Below are 23411 nucleotides of genomic sequence, written 5' to 3'. Positions count from 1 at the left end.
ATTTAATTATGGAGGAATTACATTCAGAGGGTCCACAGGCAGAGCCGCCCGCACCCAAGATTATTGGTTTAACAGGAGGAATTGGCTCAGGAAAAACTACCGTTGCAAAATTCATTGAAGAGTTCGGTTTCCCAGTTTATTATTCTGATGACAGGGCAAAAGAAATTGTCAATGATAGTGAAGAATTAAAAATTAAAATCAAAGAATTGCTAGGTGAAGAGTCTTATGATGCCAATGGGTTATATGACAGAAAATTTGTAGCAAGTAAGGTTTTTAATAATAAAGATCTTCTTCAGCAATTAAATGAGATCATTCATCCTGCTGTACGTATTGATTTTGAGCAATGGATAAAACAACAAACCAAATACCTGGTTTTTAAGGAAACCGCCTTATTATTTGAGCTAAGACTTAACAGACAATGTTACAAGTCACTTTTAGTAACAGCAGAGGATAATATCCGAATCAAAAGGGTAATGGATAGAGATAACAAAACCTATCGCGAAGTAGAAGCTGTTATGGAAAAGCAAATGCCTGAAAAAGATAAAATCAAAATGGCAGATTGCATCATTTATAACAATTCCAATCTGGAAGAATTAAAAGAACAGACTGAAAAAGTCATCTTTGCCATTGAATAAATAAACTGTTAGATTTTTCCTAACTTTTATAATACATAAAGCCCTCATTTCAGAGGGCTTTTTTTATTATATACCATTTGCTTTTACCCGATCATTTCACAGCCATTAGTACCTCTTATCGTTACTGATAACATACATTGATGTATAAATAAATTCGTACAAAAAAATAAGCCTTCATTTCTGAAGGCTTATTATATATGAAATTTAGCTTAATTATTTTTTGATAAATTTCTTTTGAGCAGTATTACCGTTATCATCAATATCTATTACATAAACGCCGTTAATCAATTTGCTAACGTTGATCTCGTTATTTAATAGGATATTTTCTACGATGACTTGCCCTGCAGCATTGTAAATTTTATATTTAGCTCTTTTGCTTACATTTTTCACATACAATACTGTCGTTACAGGGTTAGGATAGATCAGGATATCTGTTTGGTTAATTGGATTAGGAACTCCTTGTTTAGAAATTCTTACCGTATAATCCTCTACTTCTCCATTCTTAACATTCACACAATTTACAGGGATTCCATCTCTTTCCATTGCCACTCTCATTACAGCATATTTGTAATCTGTTGTGCTTACAAAAGAATCTGCCGGAACACTAAATTTACCTGATACAGGAGTGTCTGTATTTGGAGGTGAAGTGAAGATCTTCTCATTGATATCAAATTCTCCATTTCTGTTGAAGTCGATCCAAACTGAAATTCCTTCATTATAACTCTTACTTAACCATTTTTTCTCGATGATGATCTCATTATCTGTAGATCCTTGAACCAGTTCGATAAATGCTTTAGTAACACCTGTATAATCTGTATAGCTTGATGCTTTTGATTCATTTTCCATTTTTGGTTTTCCATTTGGAATAACGGTTACCTTGGAAATATATTCAGATGCTGCATTTTCTGATTTCATCTTACAGTAAATAACAGTTGGTGTTGTAAAGTAGTAAGGTGGAGTATAATTTCCTGGCTTACCACCACAAATATTCACAACCTGCATTTCATACTTAGTCATTTCTACTAGACCGTTCAATATAATAGTATTAACAGGTGTAGTAACTTCAGTCCAACTTGGAATACCTACTTTTCTATATCTAAGAAGATATGTTGCTCCCGGATACGGATCCCATGTAATTTCTGCAGAAGTTGGCAATAATTGAGTAATCGTTAATCCTGGAGGTGGAATTTCACAAATTCTTTCTGTTGTAAATACTTTAGAGTTTGAGTAATCATTAAAATTAGCTTCACCATCACACTTATTGGCAACCTGAACTTCATACGTTACAAATGACTCCAGATTTCCTAATACATAGGTGTTGGTAGGTGCAGCAGGAAGATTGATCACTGGCTCCCATGCGGTAGCTCCTACTTTTCTCCATCTCATTCTATATGTTGCACTTAAAACAACCGGATTCCATGTGATCAAAGCAGTTGTTGGAGTAATATTACTTACTGTTACCGTTGGAGGGGTAGGATCACATCTCGTTGTAAATTTCACAATCGGTGATGCTGTACTTGTTGAACCACCACAAACTGCGGCAACTTCAACTTCGTACGTTGTTGCAGGGCTTAATCCTATAAGAGTAAGAGGAATATTCCCTAATACTGTAGAGGCATATACTTCTGTCCATGTAGAAGTTCCGTTTACTCTATATCTTACAAGATAAGTTACTGTATTTACTCCTCCTGATAAATTAACAACAGCTGTTGTATGGGTGATCGTAGTAAAGGTAGGTGCATTTGGTGGTAAACTACTACATGGTCTGATTTTTACAGCATAGTCTTCCACTTCACCATCAGCAGCATTTGTACATGCTGTAGGAATAGCTGTACTACGCTTCAATATTACTCTCATCGTAGTCGTGTATGGATCTGTATACACATTAGGAACGTTAGGAACTGTAAATACGTCAGTAACTGGTGTAACTGTACTTCCTGCAGAACCAAGAATTCTTTCAGTAGTCTCAAATTGCCCGTTTCTGTTATAATCAATCCAAACAGCAACAGCATCATTACTTGTTGCTCCGTTCCATGCTTTTCCAACTGAAATTTTATTACCCGAAGACCCTGCATCTAAAGTAATAAGTGTAGCTGGAGTATTATAGCTCGTATAATAATTTTGATCAGAATTATTGATCATTGGAGGTGTTCCTAAGTTAGCAGAGGTAACAGTTACATTTGAAATGTGATCGTTCTCTCCACTACCCGATATAACGCAATATTGCAGCGGTAATGTTTTAAATGTTATTAGGGCAGACCATGGCCCTGTTACCCCATTACAGATAGTTGCTACCTGAACTTCATATTCTGTTTGTTCCAATAATGGGCTAGATGCTGGTACCGTATAAGAATTTCCTGGAGCAGGTATCGTGTTCACAGGAATCCAGTTATTACCAGGACCTGTTTTCTTTCTATACTGTAATTTATAAGTTGCCCCTGTAGCTGCTAACCATGAGAATGTAGCACTTACATCCGTAATATTTGAAACTGTAATATTTAATGGTGCTGCAGTTGAACATACTGGCTGGTCAATTAATCTTACCGCATAATCTTCTACTTCTCCACTACCTGAAAATGCTCCACAAGGAGAAGTAACATCCCCATTTCTCATAATCACTCGCATACGAGTTAAAAGAGGGCCATCATAAGTAGCAGCAGATGGAGGAAGTGCAATATTGAACCCAGTTCCTGCTGTATTCACAGGCGTAGTTGTACTGGAAGAACCATTAACAAATCTTTCAGTTGTTTCAAAAATACCATTTCTGTTAAGGTCAATCCAAACTCCTACTCCATAGCTGGTTGAATTACCAGGGAAGAATTTAGTAATGCTGATTTTATTATCATTTGTTCCTCTTACTAAAGTTACCAATCTTGTAGGATCTGTACTATAATCTTTGTATCCGTCATATCCTGAAGAGCTTGCCATAATAGGACCATTGGTAGGTGTAACAACTACCTTACTAATATATCCGCTTGGCAATGTAGGTGGTGTAGCAACAGGAGGAACATTCGTACAATAAGTAAGCGCAGGAGTTGAGAACTGAGTACTCGTAGAGAATGCTCCCTGAGTACCGTTACAAATTGTTGCAATCTGAACTTCATATAGAGTTCCATCTACCAAATTAATTAATTGTGCACTACTTGCCAAAGCCGTTGTAATGTTCATTGTTTTCCAAGGCCCGCCGGAAACAGGTCTATACTGTATCACATAAGTAGCTCCTATGGAAGGTAACCATGTTACAACTGCTGTACTTGCGGTAACATTATTTACAACAATATTACTTGGTGGTGCTCCTGTACAAGGTAAAAGCTCTATTCCTTTAAGTCTGATTTTAGGAATATCTTTGTATCTGTTTAGTGAAGATGTTGGTGGAGAAGCTGGATCCGGATTAGTACTATCATTGTAGTATAATAATCCTCTATCAGCAGTAGCTGTAAAACTTCCCCAGGTTACATCTGATGTATAACTTGGTGAGTTTTCATCTACAGCCACAACAATATTGCTTGTCCCATCCCATAGTAATGGAGTGGTTAATGGTATAGTAATCCAAGTCCCATCTGTCATTGTAGGAAGTGTTCCTTCCCAAACTTTCTTCAGAGAAGAATATGGCACCCAAGAGGCGCTTCCAGTAAAGTTATTTTGTGTAGTATTCCCCATATAAACTACCCACTCATTGTATTTATTTTGATCTGCAGCAGCAGCGGCGGCAGTATTAACATAAAACTTGAGTTCAGTAATAAACTTACCATTTCCTACAGCTCCTAAAACTTCTGCAGCGGTATAAATCTGCTGAGAATAGTTGTATCCATAGTAAGCATATATAGGAAGATAACTTGAGTTACCAGTTCCAGTTCCAATTTGACCTGGTGAAAATGAAGGTCCTGCCACCCAGCTACTTCTGTCTGAAGAAGTACAAACGGCTCTTACCCACCAATAATAGGTAGTTCCTGCAACCAATGGTGTTAAAGGAGCAGAAGTTCCCGGAACAACAAGGTTTCCTGGAGTACCAGCTACCGGCGGTGTACCTGTAGTATTATAATATACCTCGTATCCACCTGCAGGTGCGGAAGGTGAAGCTGGCCAGCTCACAACAGCACTTGTAGGTGTCATTGATCCTACTGTAAAAGATCCTGTGGAAGGAACCGGTAAACAGGTAGGAGGTGTTACAACAGATTTTGGAGTAACGTTCCAGGCACTTTGGTCTGTTGCACTACATTTTGCTCTTACCCATACATAATAAGTTGTATCTGGAAGTAAAGGGCTGATAGTAGCAGATGTAGCTGATCCATTAGGAACAGTTTGTGAAGGTGGAGTTGATCCATTCGGTGCAGCACCTGTAGTATTATAATAAATTTCAAATCCTTCTGCTGGTGTATATCCAAATGTAGGCCAGTTAATTACGGCACTATTAGGTGTAATTGTACCTGTTGTTATTACTCCACCATTAGGCATTGCCGGGCAAGTTGCCGGTGTAGCAAATATCAATTGTGAAGACCAGACACTTTGATCTGATGCACTACATCTTGCTCTAACCCATACATAATAGGTTGTGGATGGAAGTAATGGGCCGATATTAGCAGTAGGCCCTGGAACAGTTAAACTCGGAGATGTTGTTGATACCGGTGGTACGTTCGTTGTATTATAATACACATCATATCCTCCCGCTGGGGCAGGTACGTAAGCAGGCCAGTTTAGAACAGCACTCGTTGCTGTAACAGTTCCGGTAGTAAGTGCACCTCCCGGAGGCATTGGTAAACATGATGGTGGTGTACCAAAGGTTAACTGAATATCTGGTCTGGAATTGGTTACCGTACCATTAGCAGTAGTAGGAGGGTTATTGTCAGTCTGAATATACATATGTCCGTTCGTAACGGTAGAATATGTAAGCTTCGGCGCACCAGTCGAAGTACCTGTTTTCCCATAGTTGGTTTCAACAAGTACCATCAAATTGTCTACTCCATTATAGGTAAAAGGAATCTGTAAAGGAACAGTATACCATCCTACTGGTATAAGACCAGTATTTGCGCTATACAATAAAGTTGCTCCGGCAGTTAAAGTCCCCCAGTTTTGCGCCGTCATGGCTGTTGTAGTACCTACCGGTTTTATATAAATTTTTACTGGTCTCGCAATATTCGAGGCTGATGTAGAATTCCATCCCAGAGATAGAATACTCCCAGCATTTCCTCCTGCTGCAGCAATTTCTGCAGCAGTATAAATTGCAGCAGAACGTTCAAAACCGTAATCAACCGCTAAAGGATACTTTTGGGTTAATGTTCCGGTACCAATTGTAATGGTTTGTGCTTGCATGGACAATCCGACGACCATACAGAGCAATGCAATGAGCACCTTAAAAGGCCGGCTCATTTTACAGAGTAAAAGTCCACTCATATTTTTTAAAATTTAATAATGATAACGATAATTAAGAATTATAGTATTTCCCATTTTAAGAGGTTAAAAAGAATTTCCAAAACCTCTTGCTTTACAGAACTTCTGTAGTAAAAAAAGTAATTTTATCCCATAAGCTAATATTTTAATATTTACACAAATCTAATCATTTTTTCATTATAATACATTTATCAAAATGCTTTTTTATAAAAATTAAACAATAATAACCTATATGATTGAAAATAAAAAATATTACAAATTCAAGCAAATTCATTAACATTTGACGATATTCTTAATTTTTAATGAAATGAAAACTATATAAAACATCATCACCTTTTATAATAATACTCTATCTACTCTTAACGTTCAAGAGCTATTTATAGTATTATTATCAATCCATTTATTTTACAGTTTAATCTACAAGATCATCAATTAAAAATATTTTCAATGATAAAATCCCACAAAACTTACGATATCACTTATAATGAAAAAGAAAAAAATGGAGTAATACACTCTGTTTATATGAATGCCTTACTTTTACTATTCTATCTATATAGCAAATCATATCTCACCCTATCATAAAACAATAAGCCCAGGGAAATTTCCCTGGGCTTATTGATATAATAAATGATTTGTTTAAAAAGCTTATTAAAACTTATAGGCTATATTCCATGCAAATCCCATATTGAATTTTGATGAGCTTCTTCCAAATCCCGGAATAATCATCGGAGAGATATTATCCTGCTTGGAAGTGTATACCAAATAACGGGGCTGAAGATTCACATCAATATAAAAATTGGATTCGAATAACTGTACTCTTCCTCCCAGAGTACCTTCTAACCAGAATGAAGATTGTGATGATGAAGGAAAAGATACCGAAGAATTACTTCCTCCATATCCACGAACAGGAATAGCCATATACTCTTGATTATAAAATGATCCGGCTACTTTTCCTTCTGCATAAAATCCATTGAATTCATTTTCTTTATCCTTGGCCAGCATATAGAATGCTCCAAGTTTAACAAAAGGGCCATTTACTTTAGCATCATACCCATTTTTCTGGTATATGTTTTTTTCGAAACCTGCTTCTGCAATAGCATGTACATTCCCATTAATTTTTGAGGAAATAAATCCCTGATATAGCTTTCTGTCTGAAAAAAAACCAACTCCGGTATTCAAAACATCAAGCCCTACCATAAAATTCGGTTTATATTTCCAGTGAGCCTTTTTCACTTCTTCTTTCTTTTTCTCTTGTGCCCAGGTTAAGATCCCGAATAGGCTAAAAAAGAAGGTAAAGATTAGTCTTGTCTTCATTCAATATTTGATTTTGTCCGTTTTCCAGGCTTTGAATAGGATCAGGAGTTATTAATTCTGAGCTTAAATTTTCATACGTCTTTTTGGCACCACATCCAGGAGATACATATACTGATTTTGTAGTATATCTCATTCTTACTTTAGCTTCTTTTCCTTTAGTGGATAGTTTAAAATAAATATCGGTATAAGGTGAATCATCCACTCTTAAAGGAATAAGTCTAAAATCGATGTTCTTCTGCCATCCCAGATCCACTTTTCCCGAGCCATAATCTACCGCTACAGATAAAGAATCGAGAGTTTTCCCTTTATCTGAGTCCGCAGCCCTGAAAGAGACTCTCATTCTTGGAGTTCCTTCCCCGCTTTCACAGATATCATCATCGCTGCCACATGAAAAGAACATTCCTACCAGGCAGAGCATTAGGAGAAATTTAAAATACTTCATATTAAGATTTGAGCTCAAATTTAATTAAATTATTTTTTAATCAGCAATGCTATATTTTCTACGTGATGGGTTTGTGGGAACATATCTACCGGTAATATTTTTACTACAGTATAATCATCCTTCATCAAGGCTAGGTCTCTCGCCTGCGTAGCTGAATTACAACTTACATACACTACTTTTTCAGGAGCCAACTTCAAGATTTGCTCCACTACCTTTTGGTGCATTCCATCTCTTGGTGGGTCTGTAATCAAAACATCTGCTTTAGGATGATTTTCCATAAATTCATCGTTAAAGACATTTTTCATATCTCCACAATAGAAAGTTGTATTGGTAAGGCCATTTAATTCAGCATGTTCAATGGCTGCATCAATTGCTTCCTGAACAGATTCTATTCCGATAACCTGTTTTGCATTTCTTGCCACATACTGAGCAATTGTTCCCGTTCCTGTATATAAATCATACACTACTTCATCTCCTTTTAGATCTGCGAATTCAAGTGTTTTTCTATATAATTCCAGGGCTTGCTTATAATTGGTCTGGAAGAATGATTTAGGCCCGATTTTAAACTTCAGTCCATCCATTTCCTCCATTAAATATCCTTCACCAAAATAGACATTGATATCAAGATCATAGATAGAGTCATTGGCTTTTGGATTAATAGCATACACCAATGTCTTAATTTGTGGGAACTTCTCTAAGATAAACGCAAAAAGCTTTTCTCTATTTTCTTTTTCTTCTCTAAAAAGCTGGAATAATACCATCCATTCTCCTTTAGAGTTTTGTCTCATCATCAACGTTCTCAGGAATCCTTCATGATTTCTTACATCAAAGAAGTCTAGTCCGTTGTCAACAGCGTATTTCTTCACAGCTAATCGGATTGCATTGGATGGATCTTCCTGTAAAAAACACTCTTTAAGATCTAAGATCTTACTCCACATTCCCGGAATATGGAAACCTAGAGCATCTTTGCTTCCAAAGTTTTCTTCAGAGCTGATCTCATACTGAGTAAGCCATCTTGCATTGGAGAAAGAAAACTCCATTTTATTTCTATAAAAATACTGTTCTTTAGAACCCAGAATGGATAGGGTTTCGAAATCCTCGATCCCACCAATTCTTTTGATATTGTTATATACTTCTTCCTGTTTAAAATCAAGCTGCTTTTCGTAGCTCATGTTTTGCCATTTGCATCCACCGCAGGTTCCGAAATGAACACATTTCGGTTCTGCTCTGAACGGAGATTTTTCCAGTACTTCTACTGCTTCCCCTTCATAATATTTGGATTTGGCTTTTTTTACTCTGACATTTACAATATCACCTGGAATTGCTCCCGAAACCAATACTGTTTTTCCGTCTTCCGTTTTACCAATTGCCACTCCTTTTGCACCGGCAGTTAACAGCTTAATATTTTCAAGAGTAATATCTTTTTTCTTCTTTCTCATTCCTCTAATTCTATTTTTTCTATGTATGAAACTCAAGAGTTTCATTTTGCAAAAGTACAATAAAAAAAACCTTATCCGAAGATAAGGTTCTGATCTATATTAAAGTTTATTATTTTGTAGGTGCAGGTTGAGGATTTGCAGGCTGCGGTGCAGTAGGATCAATCTGTAGTTGAGGCTGCATTTGTGCATTCGGGTCAACTTTTGGAGCAGAAAGCCCTGTAAGCTTATCTAAAATTGTTACTAATTCCTGTTCTCCAAGGTTTACAAATGATCTGCTGGCAATTTTTCCATCTTTATCAACAATCACAAAGCAAGGTAATTTGAATCCGTACACTCCGTATTTTTTAGCGATATCAGATTCCATTCCTTTTTCTCCGTAAACGTTTACTCCCTGAATTCCTTTTAATAAAGAATTACTTGTTTTGATGAACTGATCTTTTGTATCATCTACGTTTACAAAAACAAAGTTCATTTTAGATTTGTAGAAATTAACAACTTCTTTTAAAACTGGTACTGTAGCTTCTCCAATGTAAGGATTCCACGAAGCGTAGAAGAATAACATATATGGTTTTCCTTTGTTTTCAGAAAGTTTATATGCTTTTCCATCTTGTTTTACTAAAGCTGCTTCAGGGGCAACTTCTCCGATTTTAAGACCTGTAATAGCCATTTGCATTTTCAACAAATCTGCTTTAATGGTAGCATCTTTAATATCTGTATCAATCAATTTTTTGATCTTATCAATATTAGCAGTTGGAGAGGTTGGGTGAATGTCTGCCTGAGCCATTACAAATGCTAAAAGGTAATCTTTTGCTGTTTGAGAGATATCTTTTTTAGTACTCAAATATTTAGCAAACATTTCTGAAGTGGTAATTCCAGTTTTATTTTTGCTGTTAGCTTCTGCATATTTTTGGAAATCCGGAGTCATTTTTACAAGAAGATACTGTCTGTAAAGTGGAATCGTTTTCACCATCGCATCTTTATCATTATCCAATTTAGTTTCATAATCCGTCAAAGCTTTAGAAGGCTTGTAAGATGGATTTCCAGACATTGCCCCATGTGACATCTCATAATTAGCAAGAAGATTAAGGATTGTTACTTTAACATCATTTTTCTTCCAGTCTAAAAGAGCTTTACTTGGGTTATTTTTAGCTGCAAGATCATCAACATTCTTATTGATGTCTGCTTCTACTTTTTGCATCCCTTTAACAAATGCTGCTTCATCTCCAGCCATTAGCTGTCTTAAATCAACTTTATTTCCATAGTCTCCCAAAAATTTCTGGGTTGCTGTAAGGAAATCATTATTCTTTTTAGCATCTCCGGTAATCACATATTCGTTAGGGAATGTCAATGCATTTCCTGAGATATTCACTTTTTGTCCTCCTTCAAGGTAGATTAAGTTTTGTTTGTTGGCATAATTGATAACATACATTCCGTCTTTAGGAGCTTCAAAGTTTCCTGAAAAGTTGCCATCTTTATCCAGACCAATATTAATTAAAGGCAAGGTTCCTACTCCAGAAGCTTCTACAAATTCGATTCTTTCTAATGGTGAGCTTCCTGTAATTTTTCCTTTTACTTCTACTTTTTTTGAACAAGACATCACGAAAATCGCGATGATAAACAATAAAAGATATTTTTTCATTTCAATTTTTAATATTACACAAAAATACGCTTTTTAGGGCATGTTAATTCACACTGATTATTTTTTTTAAAAATTTTATTACCACCGATAAAAAGGGACATTTCAATTGCTTTATCTCTCGATTTTTCAAGGGTAAAAAACAGTTGAAATGGTATGCTTTTCAAATCATTCAACTGCCCTCCAAATATATACTTATTCAGCAAAGTAAACCTAAGATCTATCAATAAGTTAACAAACTTTAACAACTAGAATACGGATATAAAAAAAATCGCCCCCGAAACGAGGGCGATTTTTAAGTATTTTGAATCAATTCTATCCTTGATCTACAAGAGCAGACATGTATTCTCTGTTCATTCTTGCGATATTTTCAAGAGAAATACCTTTAGGGCACTCAACTTCACAAGCACCAGTGTTTGAACAGTTTCCGAATCCTTCTTCGTCCATAGCTTTCACCATGTTCAGAACTCTTCTCTTAGCTTCTACTCTACCTTGAGGAAGTAATGCATACTGAGAAACTTTAGCTCCTACGAATAGCATTGCTGATCCATTTTTACATGTAGCTACACAAGCTCCACATCCGATACAAGCAGCAGCGTCCATTGCTTTGTCTGCATCTTCTTTAGGAACTGGGATTGCGTTAGCATCCAATGTATTTCCAGAAGTGTTTACAGAAATGAAACCACCTGCAGCCATTACTCTGTCGAACGCGCTTCTGTCTACCATTAAGTCTTTAATAACAGGGAAAGCAGCACTTCTCCAAGGTTCAATAACGATCGTTTCTCCATCTTTGAACATTCTCATGTGAAGCTGACAAGTAGTAATACCTGTATCAGGGCCATGAGCTCTACCATTGATGTAAAGAGAACACATACCGCAAATACCTTCACGACAGTCGTGATCGAAAGCGATAGGTTCTTTACCTTCGTTAATTAAATTTTCGTTCAGGATATCCAACATCTCCAAAAATGAAGAATCTGTAGATACATCTGATATTTTATAGGTCTCAAACTGACCTTTAGATTTATTATTTTTTTGTCTCCAAATTTTCAGCGTAAGATGTAAGCCTTTTTTTGCACTCATAATGTTATATTTATAGGTTGGAGATTATTTGTAACTTCTAGTTTTAACCTCGATGTTGTCGTAGATCAGTTCTTCTTTATGCAACACTTCCGCGTTGATATCGTTCCCCTGATATTCCCAAGCTCCAACGTATTTGAAGTTTACGTCGTCTCTTTCCGCTTCTCCATCCGGAGTTGCGTGGTCCCAACGGAAGTGTCCACCACAAGACTCTTCTCTGTTGAGTGCATCGATAGCCATTAATTGTCCTAATTCAAGGAAGTCTGCTACTCTGAATGCTTTTTCAAGCTCAGTGTTCATTCCTTCTCCTTCACCAGGAACTTTTACGTTTTTCCAGAAGTCGTTTCTTACTTCTTCGATTTCCTTGATTGCTTCTTTTAATCCTTCAGGAGTTCTACCCATTCCTACTTTGTTCCACATAATGTGTCCCAGTTTCTTGTGGAAGTGGTCTACTGAATGTGTTCCTTTATTATTAATGAAGAAATCAATTTTATCTTTAATTCCTTTCTCAGCTTCGTCAAACGCTGCTGAATTCGTAGGAATAGCTCCTGTTCTGATGTCTGCAGAAAGGTAATCTGCGATCGTGTAAGGAAGTACGAAATATCCGTCTGCAAGACCTTGCATCAATGCAGATGCTCCAAGTCTGTTAGCTCCGTGATCTGAGAAGTTAGCTTCACCGATTACGAAACATCCTGGAATCGTAGACTGAAGGTTATAATCAACCCATACACCACCCATTGTATAGTGAACTGCAGGATAGATCTTCATTGGAGTTTTGTAAGGATCATCAGCCGTAATTTTTTCATACATTACGAATAAGTTACCGTACTTCTCCTCAACCCAGCTCTTACCAAGGTCATAGATCTGCTGATCTGTAGGATTGTGAATATGTTTTTCGATAGCGGCTTCTTTACCTTTTTTCATAATCTCTGTAGAGAAATCAAGGTAAACACCTTCCTGAGTATCGTTATTTTCGATTCCGTATCCAGCATCACATCTTTCTTTAGCTGCTCTTGAAGCAACGTCTCTTGGTACAAGGTTACCGAATGCAGGATATCTTCTTTCTAAATAGTAATCTCTATCTTCTTCTTTAATGTTTTCAGGTCTTAATTTACCTTCTCTGATCGCTACTGAATCTTCAATCTTTTTAGGAACCCAGATTCTTCCTGAGTTTCTTAATGATTCAGACATCAAAGTTAATTTAGACTGCTGAGTTCCGTGAACCGGAATACAAGTCGGGTGAATCTGTACGTAGCAAGGGTTTGCGAAGTAAGCACCTTTCTTGTGAATCTTCCAAGCTGCAGAAACGTTTGATCCCATAGCGTTGGTAGAAAGGAAATATACGTTTCCGTATCCTCCAGAAGCAATTACCACTGCGTGAGCAGAATGTCTTTCGATTTCACCTGTTACCAGGTTTCTTGCGATAATACCTCTTGCTTTTCCGTCAACAATTACAAGGTCTAGCATTTCATGACGGTTGTACATCTTGATTCTTCCTTTACCGATCTGACGGCTCATTGAAGAATATGCTCCTAATAATAACTGTTGTCCGGTTTGTCCTTTTGCGTAGAATGTTCTTTTTACCTGAACCCCACCAAATGAACGGTTATCTAACTGGCCACCGTAATCTCTACCGAAAGGAACTCCCTGAGAAACACACTGGTCAATAATATTAGCAGAAACTTCTGCTAATCTGTAAACGTTAGCTTCTCTTGCTCTATAGTCACCACCTTTGATGGTATCGTAGAATAATCTGTAAGTAGAGTCACCATCACCTTGGTAATTCTTAGCTGCGTTGATCCCTCCCTGAGCTGCAATCGAGTGCGCTCTTCTTGGTGAATCCTGGTAGCAGAATGCTTTTACATTATATCCTTGCTCAGCTAAAGTAGCTGCAGCAGAACCTCCTGCCAAACCTGTACCTACAACAATAATATCAATCTTATCTCTGTTGTTTGGTGCAACAAGGTTCATATGATCTTTATGATTTTTCCACTTGTCTTTAAGAGGACCCGCTGGAATTCTTGAATCTAATTTACTCATACTAGTATATTGATATTATTGAGTTATAAAATGAAAAACTGCCACGATGATAAATCCTGCAGGAATAAGGATAGAATACCATGTTCCGAAAGCTTTGATCACGGGTGTATATTTTGGATGTCTTGCTCCAACAGATTGGAATGAAGACTGGAATCCATGAGCTAAGTGTAAGCCCAATAGTACAAAAGAGATCACATATAAAGCGACTCTCCAAAGGTCAGCAAACTTCTCATGAAGCTCTGGCCAAAAACGTTCTGAATCAGGAGCGATTCCTTCAACATACTTATAGTTGATCTCATGTAACCAGAAATCATATAAGTGAAGCGCCAAGAAAGCTAACACAACTGCCCCAGAAATAATCATATTTCTAGACATCCATGTAGAATTTACAGCAGCATTGTTTGATGCATACTTTACTGGACGCGCTTTATTATTCTTGATTTCAAGCACAAATCCCATCGCGAAATGGAAAATTACTGCAAAACCAAGAATAGGCTGCATTAAGAACTGCACAAAAGGATTATAGCCCATAAACTCAGATGCTGTATTGAATGCATCCCTGTTTAGAACTGATAACAAATTGGTTGTCAAATGCAGTATAAGAAAAATCAGCAAAAACATAGCTGATAATGCCATAGCGTATTTTCTACCTATCGTAGAACTCGTTAAACCTGCCATATAAGTTTAAATTTGAATTTCCCACAAAATTAAGAAATGTTAACAATATCGAAAAGTGAGAAATCTCACAATTAGACAGTTTGTAATCTTTCTAAATAAGAGCTTAACAGGTTATAAATAAAGGAAAATGAAAAAATCAAAAATCTCTATTTTATATCATAAACCTGACCTCTAAAAACTATTTTTTTAGTTGAAAAAGGGATCTCTTTTATTTCAAAATGATCGATCCTTCTGGAAGAGCAATAAGGTTCTATTACAAATTGTAAAACCTTGTCTCGATCTGCTATATTCCGTACCCAAAAACAAACTCTATTTCCATTCTTTATTGAAATAATTTCGTTCTTACTAAAAGCATGAATAAGCACTTCTTCCTTCTGATTTTCAATGATATTACATCCAATTCTTATCATAAAAAAAACCAAAACAGCCATTATGAAATTTATCGATTTTTTTAAATTACATTTTAAAATTAAAGGTCTCAGTAGATATACCACTACAGATATTGATATTACTTCGATCAAATTCATTGGGATATTCCTCATCAATACTTCATCAGCTCCTGCAAACCAATGAATACTCTTCAAAAGAAACTGAATGGAAACATCATATACTGTATCAAGAATGCTAACATTAATTCCCAGAGCAATAAGAAGGGTCATCAGGAATGAAAACACAATAATGACTTCAGAAAAAGGAACAATAACAACATTAGCGATGAATGAAATCAATGAAAACTGATGAAAATAATATAACACCAATGGAAGGGTAGCTAATTGTGCCGATAAGGATATGGTAACGGTATTAAAAATCAATTTCTTAAAATAATTATCCTGTCTGGGAAAAAGGTTCAAAAGAGGCTGATTCAACCAAAATATTCCCAATACAGCCAGAAAGCTAAGCTGAAAACCTACGTCAAAAAGCTGTTGAGAATCAAGGATTAAAATAATAAATGCTGATAAGGCTAACGAGTGCAGTAAATCCGGTTTTCTCTGCAGAATAACAAAAATAAAATACACCGTCAACATGATACAAGACCTCAACACAGAGTTTCCAAATCCAATAAACAATGCAAATAGCCAAATAAAAATCAGGCTTAAAATAATCGCATATTTCCTGAAGCGCAATGGAATAAAACGAACCATCAAAAAATAAACAAGGCCAAAAATAATTACAATATGAGTTCCTGAAATGGCTAATAAGTGAACCAATCCCGATCTATTGAAATCCTGTACGGTATCTGTATCCATTTCGGTTCTATCTGCTAAAATAATTCCTTTCAAAAATGCTTTGGTCTTCTCAGACATTTCGATTTTGTCGATTTTCCATAAAACATTGAGTCTATATTGCTTCACCTGATCTTTCCAACTTAAATCACTTCTTTCTGTTGAGGAAATTTCGCTTGAAATATAAGATTGATAATCAATATTCCTTCGTTTCAAGTATTGCGCGTAATTGAACTGAAAATCATATTGAGGCTTTTTTAGTTGTGTAATATAGGCTTCGGCTTTGTAATAATGATTAAAATCTAGCTCCCCATTATTTGAGGGAATATAAAATATGGAATTAAAACTAGCTCCTCTCCATTGCCCCACTCCTTCGTATCTTTTATATTTTTCTGTTGACTTTAACTTCTGAGAGATTTTAAAAACAATGACTTCTTTTTTATGAACCAAGACTTCATTTTTTTGAGATAATGTATTATAAAAGTGGAGAATAATTCCTATTCCAAAGAACAATACTCCCATCAGAATCACTCTGGCTTTATGTAAAAAATAGGTGTTAAAAAATATAGAACTTAAAATTCCAAGATTAACAATAACAATCCCATATATCCAGCCTCTTTCCAATACAAAGTTATCCTGAAAAAAAATTCCAAGAATAAAACATATTGCTAAGATCAGAAGAGGTTCTCTATTCAATTTCAATCAATTACATTCTCAATATAAGAAATTGAAAATTCGCTTGCTATTACTGTAATTGCTAAATAAAACGCCCTGCTATCTTCAAAGAGATTAACAGGGCGCTTATATTTTTGCTATAAAATTACGTTTACATAAAAAGTTTTACTTTCCTTTTAAAAACTTATCCGTTAAACGCTTGGTTTCTTTGATATACACCCATGGATCTTTCCCATAATCTTCGTAGGTAAAATCCCCAGTCTTTTTAGGAATGGCAGGTTCTATCTGAGTTCCTTCATGCCATTCATTAAACGAAGTAATTCCTATAAATTGGGGATTGACTGCCATCGCCGCATCAAACATTTTTTCATAGTATTTACCGTTTTCTCTGCTTTTGAAATTAGCTTCATTCCAAGGTCTTATTCGGGTATCGGAATAACCAGGCCCAACACAAGGGATAAAAATAAGATGATGTTCTTTAGCATATTGAGCCATGAAATCCCAATTAGAAGTTGTGCTGCCAAAAACGAATCCTTCACTGGCAAAATAAGTGTAAAACCCGTCAAATCCAGCTTTATCAAAAAAGACAGAATCATTTTTTTCTACCCATAAACCGATATATAATCCATCCAATTCAGTATTGCGTACACTCTTCTCTCCATTTTTAGAAAGCAGCTTCGCCCATTCTTCAGGAGCTATTTTATAGCTATCATAAACATAGTACAAAGGCTTTCCATCTTTTTTGTAAAAAGCGGGGTGATGGGAATATGTTTTTACAAGATAAGAAAGCTGATCTCTGAGTTCTGCCACCGATTTATAAAACGGTTCTATATGGAATGCTATTTTTAAATGAAAACGATCTGCAATGTCCAGATACTGTATCAAGCTTTTATCGGTAAAAGAGTCTTTTCCCAACCAGCTTACGACCACAACCCCTACACCTGAATCTTTTATCATTTTCATGTGTTTTTCTATGATCGTTTTATCATTGGAACTGTAATTGCCTAATTCCGGATAAAAATTGGCTCCAATATCGTCACCTCCTTTATGATTCCCAAGATTATTCCATTGAGGATTGCTCCAATGTGGGATAATTTCATGATTCCAGTGTTGCAGACTACCATCTGTTTTCTGGTTACCATACCAACCATAATAGAAAATCTGAACTTTATCTCTCAATGCCTCACCTTTTTGGGCAAAGCTTTTTGAAAAGAAAAGTGTACAAACCAAGAATAAAAGAAAATTCTTTACCTGTTTCATTGTAATAGAGGAATTAAGATTTTCGGAAATTGACCTCAGACTTTTAAAATAACCTCAGCAGCATGATCACTGGCACCTTTACCACCAAGCTTTTCTCTCAAAAGGCTATAGTCATTCAGAACCTGTTCTCTTTTTCCTCCTTCTAAAATTTTATTGAGTTCGTCTACCAAATTTTTAGTATTCAGATCATTCTGGATAAGTTCTTTTACCACTTCCCGATCCATGATAAGATTGACTAATGAAATATAATTGATATTTTTTACAAGTCTTTTGGCAATGGCATAAGAAATCTTACTACCACGGTAACATACCACTTCAGGAATATTCAGCAATGCAGTTTCCAGAGTTGCTGTTCCGGAAGTTACCAAAGCTGCTTTTGAGCATCTCAACAGATCATACGTTTTGTTTGAAACAAAGTGTACATTATCATCTACATAACTTTGATAAAATTCTTTCGGAAGACTTGGTGCTCCTGCAATAACGAATTGATAGTCTTTAAAGTGTGGTCTTACGGAAAGCATAATTTCAAGCATTTTCTCAACCTCCTGCTTTCTGGAGCCGGGTAAAAGCGCAATAATTTCTTTCTCATTCAAACCATGTTCTTTTTTAAAATCATCAATCTTGATCTCTTTTAAATCTGAAATGGCATCCAACAAAGGATGACCTACAAAATGGGAATGAACTCCATGCTTTCTGTAAAAATCTTCTTCAAAAGGAAGGATAACCATCATTTCATCTACATATTTTTTGATGATTTCTACTCTTCCTTCTTTCCATGCCCAAAGTTGTGGTGAAATATAGTAAATCACTTTAATTCCCAATTCTTTGGCAAATCGAGCGATTCTTAAATTGAAACCAGGATAATCTACCAGAATGATAACATCCGGTTTATTCTTCAGAATATCTTCTTTACAGAATTTAATATTATTTAAAATCGTTCTCAGATTCATAACCACTTCGAGAAACCCCATAAAAGCTAGATCACGGTAATGTTTTACCAATGTTCCGCCCTGAGCTTTCATCAGGTCACCGCCCCAAAACCTAAACTCCGCATTCGGATCTTTTTGCTTAAGAGCTTTCATCAAATTGCTTCCATGAAGATCACCGGAAGCTTCTCCTGCAATAATATAATATTTCATTTCCTCAGAAATCTTTATTTGTTTTAATGACCGTTAAAAACAACCTGTTACTTTCAATCATGGGCTATTTCTATGGTAAGGATAGAGAACAAATTAAAATGTATATTGATCTTAATTCGTAAATTTGTTCAAAGATAATGATAAAAATGTCAGAAGAATTTGAAATCAGAAATAAAGTTGCTGAAAGCGGCCTTGTAAATTTTGACCTTACTACTTTGCTTCCAAAGGGAGAAAGAAAAGGTATTGACCTTAAAGATTTCCTTTTTCAGGAGATGATTCTGAAGGAGAAAGATTTCCGTGAAAAAGTGGAAGCAATTAACGTTGAAGAATACCGAGATTCATATATTTATATTTACAATTCTGTAGATACTATTATTCCACTTTGGGCTTATTTTGTGCTAACAGCTAAATTGACCGATGTGGCCAAGAAAATCGTGTTTGGAAATCGTGAAGATCTGGAAGTTATTCTGATGCATAATGCTATTCAGACCTATGATTTTGAAGACATGAGAGGGAAAAGAGTTCTTGTAAAGGGCTGTTCGGATAAAGAAATTCCTGAAAATGCTTATATAGAGCTGGTAGAACAACTAAAACCTCTTGTGAAGTCTCTTATGTTTGGAGAAGCATGTTCTAATGTTCCAATTGTAAAAAACTAAGAATGAAGCAATATCTATCTGCTATAGCTCTATTCTTTATTTTTTTAGCCATTTATTATATCGGGAGTTTTACTAAAATTCCCTTTGCTGATTGTGTAGGGTTTGTTCTGTCTGTAGAAAAAGGCGAGTTTGAAACTACTGCCACAGCAACTTCCCATTTTTTATATACCAATACAGGGATCTTGATTAAAAACCTAACAGGCCTTCATGCTATTGAGGCAAGTCGGTTTCTTGTTGTTACTTCAGGAGCAATAACAGTGGCTATCATTTATCTCATTGTAAAAACCATTACGAAAATACAATGGACAGCTATTACCGCAGCATTTGTCTTTGGTTTTAGTTTTTCTTTCTGGAGAAATGCTGAAATTGTGGAAGTATACACATACAACTCTCTATGGGTAAGTCTCTTCTTTTTTTCCATGGTAAAAGCTTTTATTGAAAAGAAAAATATTCACATTATACTGAGCAGCTTATTTTTGGGAATCGCCCTGTGGGTACATATCCAGAATATTTTACTGATCCCTGCTCTACTGCTTTTCTTATTCTATTTCAGACAGGAAAAACAATATGTATATCCTTCGTTTATTCTTTTTGCAGTGTTATTTTCATCATTGTTTATTCTGAATATGTCTCAAGGGTTACCCTTTAAATCTTTTTATTCTTCTGATCAGGGAACATGGGTTGAAGATTCGTTGAAACAAACACCCATGGAATTGATAAAGGATTTGTTCCAGTCTTTGGTGTACCTCATCTATAACTTCAATATTTTTATATTTTTCGGAATAACGGGAATGAGCCTCCTGTATAAGACAAACAAACAAATGTTTTATGTCTTTTTCATTGCTGCGTTATTGGTATATGGATTCTCCACATTCTATCTGGTTTCCGATAATTATGTATTCTTCCTTCCATTCAACATTATTTTTGCATTGTCTATTGGATATGGACTTTCTTCGGTAAAATATGTTTCATTCAAAAAGTTTTCATGGGTATGTATGTTGATCCCTTTAGGATATGTTTTTGCTTATCATACCGTATTGCTTACAGAAAAAGGCAGAGAAGCCGATACTTTCAAAAAATATAAAGGGGGAATGAAGTATTACTTACTTCCATGGATGAATGACAATGTAGGAATTCTTGAGTTCACGGTTGATAATAAAGTAGCTCCTGATCCTATTAGCTGGATGACGGTAAGTGCCAAAGAATACATAAGAGTATTAAAAAGCAAAGGATACACTGAAGAAGAGATCAGAAAACTTTAACAATAATTATGAATCCGAAATATTTTGCGAGGCATATTTTTTGATAACTTTGAGTCAATTAATACTTTAACAAACACAAAAAATGAGCTTAATCGACCTACTTACAGGGAACACAAGCAACCAGGTTGCTGAACAGGCCGAAAACAAATTCGGAATCAATAGAAACCAGGTAATTGCCTTATTAGCAGTAGCTACACCTCTTATCATTTCTTATCTTAGAAATAAATCTCAGGATGCTAAAGAAGCTGAAGCACTTAACAGTGCCTTAGATAAAGATCACAACGGAAGTATTTTAAACGATCCTTCGCAGATTGAAGCAAGACAGGCTGAAGGTGGATCTATCCTTGATCATATCTTTGGTGGGCAAAAGAGTACAGTAGAAAATCAATTATCACAAAATACAGGAATTTCAATTGATAAGATAGGGCCTATTCTTGCCATGCTGGCACCCGTTGTTATGGGATACATTGGTCAACAAAAACAACAAAGCAATGTAGGAGCAGGAGGTTTAGGAGATCTTTTAGGAGGAATCTTAGGGAATGCAACGAATCAGGCACAAACTCAACAATCCAGTCCTTTAAATGACATTCTTGGAAGTGTTTTAGGAGGCGGGCAATCTCAATCAGGAGGAAATCCATTGAATGACATTCTAGGAAGTGTTCTTGGTGGTGGTGGAAACCAGCAACAACAAGGAGGCGGACTAGGAAGTATTCTTGGAAATATTTTTGGAAAATAATTAATTTAATTTGTCATAAAAAAGACCGGAGAGATACTCTTCGGTCTTTTTGCTTTTTGGTTACTTCTTAGGTTTTTCTTCGGTTGCTGTAAAGGACTTGGAAGCTTTTCTAGGTCTTCTTTTTCCGTAATTCCCAGCATGAATTTTACCTCTTCTCGATTTATTGTCTCCTTTTCCCATAGTAATAAAGTGTTTGTTGTTATTACGAATTTAGGAAATACATGGCTAATATCCAATTATCTAAGCAGTTAAAGTTTTATAAGAAAGGAAGATGGAGGCTGGAAGATGGAAGTTCTTCCAGTCGTTAATTTAATTTTCCTCTCATAAATCTATTATAAAAAGAAATGGTAATCTGTATCTTAATCCTCAAAACTTCCTGCTTCCCATCCTTACACTTTAACTGTTTTCCACTTCCCTTTTCTAAACAAGATAAAAGCAACCACAGTAATCAAAGTTTCAGCCGCCGGAATTGAAATAAACACTCCTTTTGGCCCCATCTCCCAATGCTTGGAAAGAAAATAAGCTAAAGGAATCTGAAAAAGCCAGAATCCGAAAAGATTCACCCAAGTTGGTGTCCAGGTATCTCCTGCTCCGTTGAAGGCATTAATCATTACCATTCCGATTCCATAGAAAATAAACCCGATACTCATGATGTGAAGTGCATTTTTAGCAAAATCCTTGATCTCCGTTTCCTGAGTAAAGAAACTCACTAAGAAATTACCGAAAAGAACAAATATTAAGCTTACCAATACCATAAAGATCACGTTATATTTTACCGTTTTCATTACAGACTGTTCTGCTCTCAGCATTTCGTTCGCTCCCATATTCTGCCCTACCAGTGTAGATGCTGCATTGCTCAATCCCCAAGCCGGAAGCATAAAGAACATCATTAATCTCAATGCTGTCTGATATCCTGCAGAGGCATTTTCGCCACCTGTAGTAGCTACCAGCTCGGCAAGAAAGATCCAGCTGCATGAGGCAATCACAAACTGGAAGATTCCAGGGGTAGCAATTTTGATAATAGATTTAATTAATTCTGAATTGGGTTTAAAGTAAGAAAGCTTGATTCGTATCTGTGTATCTGCTACTAAAAGATGATACAACTGATACATTACCCCAATACTTCGTCCAATGGTAGTTGCTAATGCTGCTCCGGTAAGACCCATTGCCGGAATTGGCCCTAAGCCTTTAATCAGGATAGGACAAAGAATAATGTTGGCAATATTGGCAATCCATAAACTTTTCATAGCAATCATTGCATTTCCTGCTCCTCTAAAGATTCCGTTGATCAGAAATAAAAGCATAATAATGGTGCTGCTTCCCATCATAATTCTTGTAAAGTCTTTTCCGTAAGCAGCTGCTTCGGGTTTTGATCCCATCAGAATTAAAATTTCCTCAGCATACACAACACCCAAAACACTTAGAACAAGCGTTATTGCAAATGAAACCAACAATACCTGAGCTGCACTACGGGAGGCTTGCTCCGGATTTTTCTCACCAATTCTTCTTGCTACCATCGCCGTTGCTGCCATACTCATTCCAATAGCAATAGAATACATTACAGAAAGTACAGATTCTGTAAGACCAACCGTTTGGATGGCGTAGCCGCTCTCTTTCAGATGTCCCACAAAATAAAGATCAACCAATGCAAATACCGATTCCATTGCCATTTCCAGCATCATAGGAATCGCAAGAAGAAGTACAGCACTTCTGATATTTACCTTGGTAAAATCGGTTTCTTCTCCACTAAAGGCTTTTTTTAAAAAGTCAATATATTTAGTCATTTCTCTGGTTATAATTTAGATATC

17 protein-coding genes are annotated in these 23411 nt (G+C 36.0%); 4 read left to right on the top strand and 13 right to left on the bottom strand.

Annotated elements, in window-relative coordinates:
• Positions 1–8 precede the first annotated feature (8 nt).
• Positions 9–635, top strand: coding sequence for a dephospho-CoA kinase (coaE, locus tag GTR01_RS00550; RefSeq protein WP_160135944.1), 627 nt, complete (start codon positions 9–11; stop codon positions 633–635).
• 213 nt (positions 636–848) lie between these two features.
• Here the strand turns inward: coaE and GTR01_RS00545 are convergent, their stop codons facing one another.
• From GTR01_RS00545 to lpxB, 11 genes are all read right to left on the bottom strand, one after another.
• Positions 849–6026, bottom strand: coding sequence for a fibronectin type III domain-containing protein (locus tag GTR01_RS00545; protein WP_160135943.1), 5178 nt, complete (start codon positions 6024–6026; stop codon positions 849–851).
• 645 nt (positions 6027–6671) lie between these two features.
• Entirely contained in the window at positions 6672–7337 is a 666-nt protein-coding gene (locus GTR01_RS00540) for a DUF6048 family protein (protein WP_160135942.1), read from the bottom strand.
• Complete coding sequence (locus GTR01_RS00535) at positions 7303–7779, bottom strand: DUF6452 family protein (protein WP_160135941.1); 477 nt, start codon at positions 7777–7779, stop codon at positions 7303–7305. The genes GTR01_RS00540 and GTR01_RS00535 overlap by 35 nt, the downstream gene beginning before the upstream one ends.
• A gap of 29 nt (positions 7780–7808) precedes the next feature.
• Positions 7809–9218 carry a 23S rRNA (uracil(1939)-C(5))-methyltransferase RlmD gene (gene rlmD, locus GTR01_RS00530; protein ID WP_160135940.1) on the bottom strand — a complete coding sequence of 470 codons (1410 nt, stop codon included), beginning with the start codon at positions 9216–9218 and terminating at the stop codon, positions 7809–7811.
• Between the two features lie 109 nt (positions 9219–9327).
• Positions 9328–10857: a TlpA family protein disulfide reductase gene (locus GTR01_RS00525; protein WP_160135939.1), complete on the bottom strand. Its 1530-nt coding sequence runs from the start codon at positions 10855–10857 to the stop codon at positions 9328–9330.
• Positions 10858–11169: 312 nt separating this feature from the next.
• A complete protein-coding gene (locus GTR01_RS00520; protein WP_045501147.1) occupies positions 11170–11937 on the bottom strand; it encodes a succinate dehydrogenase/fumarate reductase iron-sulfur subunit in 768 nt (255 codons plus the stop codon).
• Positions 11938–11961: 24 nt separating this feature from the next.
• Positions 11962–13974 (bottom strand): fumarate reductase/succinate dehydrogenase flavoprotein subunit, encoded by a 2013-nt coding sequence (locus tag GTR01_RS00515; RefSeq protein ID WP_160135938.1) that lies wholly within the window; start codon positions 13972–13974, stop codon positions 11962–11964.
• 15 nt (positions 13975–13989) lie between these two features.
• Positions 13990–14652 (bottom strand): succinate dehydrogenase cytochrome b subunit, encoded by a 663-nt coding sequence (locus tag GTR01_RS00510; protein ID WP_160135937.1) that lies wholly within the window; start codon positions 14650–14652, stop codon positions 13990–13992.
• A 146-nt stretch (positions 14653–14798) separates the two neighbouring features.
• Positions 14799–16577, bottom strand: a complete 1779-nt coding sequence (locus tag GTR01_RS00505) for a ComEC/Rec2 family competence protein (RefSeq protein ID WP_160135936.1) — start codon at positions 16575–16577, stop codon at positions 14799–14801.
• A 138-nt stretch (positions 16578–16715) separates the two neighbouring features.
• Positions 16716–17810: a glycoside hydrolase family 99 protein gene (locus GTR01_RS00500; protein WP_160135935.1), complete on the bottom strand. Its 1095-nt coding sequence runs from the start codon at positions 17808–17810 to the stop codon at positions 16716–16718.
• Positions 17811–17845: 35 nt separating this feature from the next.
• Positions 17846–18949 carry a lipid-A-disaccharide synthase gene (gene lpxB, locus GTR01_RS00495; RefSeq protein ID WP_160135934.1) on the bottom strand — a complete coding sequence of 368 codons (1104 nt, stop codon included), beginning with the start codon at positions 18947–18949 and terminating at the stop codon, positions 17846–17848.
• A 146-nt stretch (positions 18950–19095) separates the two neighbouring features.
• Between lpxB and GTR01_RS00490 the strand changes: the two genes are divergently transcribed.
• The 3 genes from GTR01_RS00490 to GTR01_RS00480 all read left to right on the top strand — a co-directional run bounded on the left by GTR01_RS00490 (position 19096) and on the right by GTR01_RS00480 (position 21603).
• Positions 19096–19605 carry a DUF2480 family protein gene (locus GTR01_RS00490; protein ID WP_160135933.1) on the top strand — a complete coding sequence of 170 codons (510 nt, stop codon included), beginning with the start codon at positions 19096–19098 and terminating at the stop codon, positions 19603–19605.
• A gap of 2 nt (positions 19606–19607) precedes the next feature.
• A complete protein-coding gene (locus GTR01_RS00485; protein ID WP_160135932.1) occupies positions 19608–20867 on the top strand; it encodes a protein O-mannosyl-transferase family in 1260 nt (419 codons plus the stop codon).
• Positions 20868–20949: 82 nt separating this feature from the next.
• Positions 20950–21603: a DUF937 domain-containing protein gene (locus tag GTR01_RS00480; protein ID WP_160135931.1), complete on the top strand. Its 654-nt coding sequence runs from the start codon at positions 20950–20952 to the stop codon at positions 21601–21603.
• A 60-nt stretch (positions 21604–21663) separates the two neighbouring features.
• Here the strand turns inward: GTR01_RS00480 and GTR01_RS00475 are convergent, their stop codons facing one another.
• A complete protein-coding gene (locus tag GTR01_RS00475) occupies positions 21664–21783 on the bottom strand; it encodes a 30S ribosomal protein THX (protein WP_115970471.1) in 120 nt (39 codons plus the stop codon).
• Between the two features lie 209 nt (positions 21784–21992).
• Positions 21993–23387, bottom strand: a complete 1395-nt coding sequence (locus GTR01_RS00470; protein WP_160135930.1) for an MATE family efflux transporter — start codon at positions 23385–23387, stop codon at positions 21993–21995.
• Positions 23388–23411: the final 24 nt, after the last annotated feature.

It is taken from the genome of Chryseobacterium sp. c4a, assembly GCF_009900745.1.
Taxonomy (GTDB): domain Bacteria; phylum Bacteroidota; class Bacteroidia; order Flavobacteriales; family Weeksellaceae; genus Chryseobacterium.
The sequence above is the reverse complement of the archived record's forward strand: the minus strand, read 5'-3'. Positions and strand labels throughout refer to the sequence as shown.